We start from the raw sequence: 5,501 nt of genomic DNA on the forward strand, positions 1-5,501 counted from the left end.
ACCCCCTGGAACGCACGACAGGCCGTCCCGGAGAACCCGGGACGGCCTGTCGTCAAAGAATGTCCGGCGGTGACCTACTCTCCCACCCAGTGTCCCGGGCAGTACCATCGGCGCAGAAGGGCTTAGCTTCCGGGTTCGGAATGGGACCGGGCGTTTCCCCTTCGCCATGACCGCCGTAACTCTATCGAGATATCAGGACCCGAACCCCACCACCCGCACACCCCACGAAGGGGCGTGCCGACAGCCGGCTCAGGGCTCCCATGTCTCGGGAACCGCACAGTGGACGCGAAGCAGACAACCAAAGAAGTCTGAAGATGTAACAAGTCATCGGCTTATTAGTACCGGTCAGCTGCACGTGTTACCACGCTTCCACCTCCGGCCTATCAACCCAGTAGTCTAGCTGGGAGCCTCTCGGTCTCGAAGACCACGGAGATCTCATCTTGAAGCAGGCTTCCCGCTTAGATGCTTTCAGCGGTTATCCCTTCCCAACGTAGCTAATCAGCGGTGCCCTTGGCAGGACAACTGACACACCAGAGGTTAGTCCGTCCCGGTCCTCTCGTACTAGGGACAGCCCTTCTCAAATCTCCAACGCGCACAGCGGATAGGGACCGAACTGTCTCACGACGTTCTAAACCCAGCTCGCGTGCCGCTTTAATGGGCGAACAGCCCAACCCTTGGGACCGACTCCAGCCCCAGGATGCGACGAGCCGACATCGAGGTGCCAAACCATGCCGTCGATATGGACTCTTGGGCAAGATCAGCCTGTTATCCCCGGGGTACCTTTTATCCGATGAGCGACCGCGTTTCCATTCACCACGGCCGGGTCACTAGTTCCGACTTTCGTCCCTGCTCGACTTGTCAGTCTCGCAGTCAAGCTCCCTTGTGCACTTACACTCGACACCTGATTGCCAACCAGGCTGAGGGAACCTTTGAGCGCCTCCGTTACATTTTAGGAGGCAACCGCCCCAGTTAAACTACCCACCAGGCACTGTCCCTGATCCGGATTACGGACCGAAGTTAGATGTCCAGAACGACCAGAGTGGTATTTCAACGACGACTCCACCAGCACTAGCGTGCCAGCTTCACAGTCTCCCACCTATCCTACACAAGCCGTCCCGAACACCAATACCAAGCTATAGTAAAGGTCCCGGGGTCTTTCCGTCCTGCTGCGCGTAACGAGCATCTTTACTCGTAGTGCAATTTCGCCGAGTCTGTGGTTGAGACAGTGGAGAAGTCGTTACGCCATTCGTGCAGGTCGGAACTTACCCGACAAGGAATTTCGCTACCTTAGGATGGTTATAGTTACCACCGCCGTTTACTGGCGCTTAAGTTCTGGGCTTCGCCGTGAGGCTGACCCGTCCCCTTAACGTTCCAGCACCGGGCAGGCGTCAGTCCGTATACGTCGTCTTGCGACTTAGCACGGACCTGTGTTTTTAGTAAACAGTCGCTTCTCCCTGGTCTCTGCGGCCATCGGCGCTCTCACGCCTCCGGCCCCCCTTCTCCCGAAGTTACGGGGGCATTTTGCCGAGTTCCTTAACCACAGTTCACTCGATCGCCTTGGTATTCTCTACCTGACCACCTGAGTCGGTTTGGGGTACGGGCGGCTAGGACCTCGCGTCGAAGCTTTTCTAGGCAGCATAGGATCACCCATCTTCCCGCATACGCGGTCACTGTCGCGCCTCAGGCACCCAGAGCACGGATTTGCCAATGCTCAACCCTCGGACACTTAGACGTGGACAACCATCGCCACGCGGAGGCTACCTTCCTGCGTCACTCCTGTTAATACGCTTACCTACTGCAGATCTGGGTCGCACGATCCACTCACCCCAGCAAGCTGGGACGAGCTTCATGGTGCTCAGCATCGTCTGGGTCGGTATGGGCGGTCCTTCGCCGGTACGGGAATATCAACCCGTTGTCCATCGACTACGCCTGTCGGCCTCGCCTTAGGTCCCGACTTACCCAGGGCGGATTAACCTGGCCCTGGAAACCTTGGTCATTCGGCGGAGGAGTTTCTCACTCCTCTTTCGCTACTCATGCCTGCATTCTCACTCGTGTGGCGTCCACGGCTGGGTCACCCCGCCGCTTCGCCCGCCACACGACGCTCCCCTACCCATCCGCACGCCTGGACCACGATCAAGTCGTGGTCGGGCTCATGTACGAATGCCACGGCTTCGGTGGTGTGCTTGAGCCCCGCTACATTGTCGGCGCGGAATCACTTGACCAGTGAGCTATTACGCACTCTTTCAAGGGTGGCTGCTTCTAAGCCAACCTCCTGGTTGTCTGGGCAACTCCACATCCTTTTCCACTTAGCACACGCTTTGGGACCTTAGCCGGTGGTCTGGGCTGTTTCCCTCTCGACTACGGAGCTTATCCCCCGCAGTCTCACTGCCTCGCTCTCACTTACCGGCATTCGGAGTTTGGCTGACGTCAGTAACCTGGTGAGGCCCATCAGCCATCCAGTAGCTCTACCTCCGGCAAGAAACACGAGACGCTGCACCTAGATGCATTTCGGGGAGAACCAGCTATCACGAAGTTTGATTGGCCTTTCACCCCTACCCACAGCTCATCCCCCAGGTTTTCAACCCTGGTGGGTTCGGTCCTCCACGCGGTCTTACCCGCGCTTCAACCTGGCCATGGGTAGATCACTTCGCTTCGGGTCTAGAACACGCGACTCAGACGCCCTATTCGGACTCGCTTTCGCTACGGCTACCCCGCACGGGTTAACCTCGCCACGTATCGCTAACTCGCAGGCTCATTCTTCAAAAGGCACGCCGTCACCCTCTCAGGCTCCGACGGCTTGTAGGCACACGGTTTCAGGTACTATTTCACTCCCCTCCCGGGGTACTTTTCACCTTTCCCTCACGGTACTTGTCCGCTATCGGTCATCAGGGAGTATTTAGGCTTACCAGATGGTCCTGGCAGATTCGCACGGGATTTCTCGGGCCCCGTGCTACTTGGGATCCCTCCAGGGCCGCCGTGCCATTTCGCCTACGGGGGTCTCACCCTCTGTGCCGGACCTTCCCAGGTCCTTCGGCTATGACACGCACGTCACCCTGCCAGGACGGCAGTCCTGGCCAGGAGGTCCCACGACCCCGACCGCGCAACGCCTGCCGGCTATCACACGCGACCGGTTTAGCCTGTTCCGATTTCGCTCGCCACTACTCACGGAATCACTGTTGTTTTCTCTTCCTGAGGGTACTGAGATGTTTCACTTCCCCTCGTGCCCTCCACGCACCCTATGTGTTCAGGTGCGGGTGACTGGACATGACTCCAGCCGGGTTGCCCCATTCGGAAATCCTCGGATCACAGGTCGGTTACCACCTACCCGAGGCTTATCGCAGGTTCCTACGTCCTTCATCGGCTCCTGATGCCAAGGCATCCACCGTGTGCCCTTATCAACTTGCCACAAAGACTCTTTTGATAAAGATGCTCGCGTCCACTGTGCAGTTCTCAAGAAACGGGAGGCCCCCCACGGGTGACCGGCGCCAGACCCGCACCCCCAGCCCTCGCAGGCAGGAGACGTGCAGGCGGTACGCCGACCGTGAGGTCCCCGGAGTTCGCGGCCGCAGCCACTCCCTCAGGACCCAACAGCGTGCCAAGCACCCGGAGCCTCGTCGACGTCGTTCCTTCCCCCCAGCCGAAGCTGCAGGGAGTACTGGACGCACGAGACCCGGATGCCAACTAATCGATGTTCCACCCATGAGCTGCCCCTCGAGGACGTACGCCTCGACAGGGGACTGGACCGAGACCCCGAAGGGACCCGGCCACGATGCTCCTTAGAAAGGAGGTGATCCAGCCGCACCTTCCGGTACGGCTACCTTGTTACGACTTCGTCCCAATCGCCAGTCCCACCTTCGACGGCTCCCTCCCTTACGGGTTGGGCCACCGGCTTCGGGTGTTACCGACTTTCGTGACGTGACGGGCGGTGTGTACAAGGCCCGGGAACGTATTCACCGCAGCGTTGCTGATCTGCGATTACTAGCGACTCCGACTTCATGGGGTCGAGTTGCAGACCCCAATCCGAACTGAGACCGGCTTTTTGGGATTCGCTCCACCTCACGGTTTCGCAGCCCTTTGTACCGGCCATTGTAGCATGCGTGAAGCCCAAGACATAAGGGGCATGATGATTTGACGTCATCCCCACCTTCCTCCGAGTTGACCCCGGCAGTCTCCTATGAGTCCCCGGCACGACCCGCTGGCAACATAGAACGAGGGTTGCGCTCGTTGCGGGACTTAACCCAACATCTCACGACACGAGCTGACGACAACCATGCACCACCTGTACACCGACCTTGCGGGGCACCCATCTCTGGGTGTTTCCGGCGTATGTCAAGCCTTGGTAAGGTTCTTCGCGTTGCATCGAATTAATCCGCATGCTCCGCCGCTTGTGCGGGCCCCCGTCAATTCCTTTGAGTTTTAGCCTTGCGGCCGTACTCCCCAGGCGGGGCGCTTAATGCGTTAGCTGCGGCACGGAACCCGTGGATAGGGCCCCACACCTAGCGCCCAACGTTTACGGCATGGACTACCAGGGTATCTAAGCCTGTTCGCTCCCCATGCTTTCGCTCCTCAGCGTCAGTTACGGCCCAGAGATGCGCCTTCGCCACCGGTGTTCCTCCTGATATCTGCGCATTCCACCGCTACACCAGGAATTCCCATCTCCTCTACCGCACTCTAGTCCGCCCGTACCCACTGCAGATCCGAGGTTAAGCCTCGGACTTTCACAGCAGACGCGACGAACCACCTACGAGCTCTTTACGCCCAATAATTCCGGACAACGCTTGCACCCTACGTATTACCGCGGCTGCTGGCACGTAGTTAGCCGGTGCTTCTTCTGCTCCTACCGTCACTCTCGCTTCTTCGGAGCTGAAAGAGGTTTACAACCCGAAGGCCGTCATCCCTCACGCGGCGTCGCTGCATCAGGCTTTCGCCCATTGTGCAATATTCCCCACTGCTGCCTCCCGTAGGAGTCTGGGCCGTGTCTCAGTCCCAGTGTGGCCGGTCGCCCTCTCAGGCCGGCTACCCGTCGTCGCCTTGGTGAGCCATTACCTCACCAACAAACTGATAGGCCGCGAGCCCATCCCCCACCAAAATTCTTTCCAGCACCAGACCATGAGGCCGGTGCTCGTATCCGGTATTAGCACCGGTTTCCCGGAGTTATCCCAGAGTGAGGGGCAGGTTGCTCACGTGTTACTCACCCGTTCGCCACTGATCCACCCCGAAGGGCTTCACCGTTCGACTTGCATGTGTTAAGCACGCCGCCAGCGTTCGTCCTGAGCCAGGATCAAACTCTCCGTAGATGCATAACCCCCAACCCAGTCGCTAGACCAGGCGGGACATCTGCGTGTTCGAACCTCGGCACGACGACCCCCAGCAAAGAGGGCCGCCACCATAACGAATCGACCAGAACCGCGACCCACCCCGAAAGGCAGACCACGACACCAGCCGAACATATCTGGCATCAATTTTTGGCACGCTGTTGAGTTCTCAAGGAGCAGGTGCTC

Annotated in this window: 3 rRNA genes; all 3 read right to left on the reverse strand. The window is 58.9% G+C overall.

What is annotated here, in order from left to right:
• Nucleotides 1-61 precede the first annotated feature (61 nt).
• A 5S ribosomal RNA gene (rrf, locus tag WCS02_RS16860) occupies nt 62-178 on the reverse strand.
• Between the two features lie 137 nt (nt 179-315).
• Nucleotides 316-3,406: ribosomal RNA gene (locus WCS02_RS16865) — 23S ribosomal RNA — on the reverse strand.
• Nucleotides 3,407-3,780: 374 nt separating this feature from the next.
• Nucleotides 3,781-5,297 (reverse strand): 16S ribosomal RNA (locus WCS02_RS16870).
• Together the 16S, 23S and 5S rRNA genes form the textbook arrangement of a ribosomal RNA operon.
• Between the last annotated feature and the right edge of the window lie 204 nt (nt 5,298-5,501).

This window comes from Aquipuribacter hungaricus (genome assembly GCF_037860755.1).
In the GTDB taxonomy this organism is placed as follows: domain Bacteria; phylum Actinomycetota; class Actinomycetes; order Actinomycetales; family JBBAYJ01; genus Aquipuribacter; species Aquipuribacter hungaricus.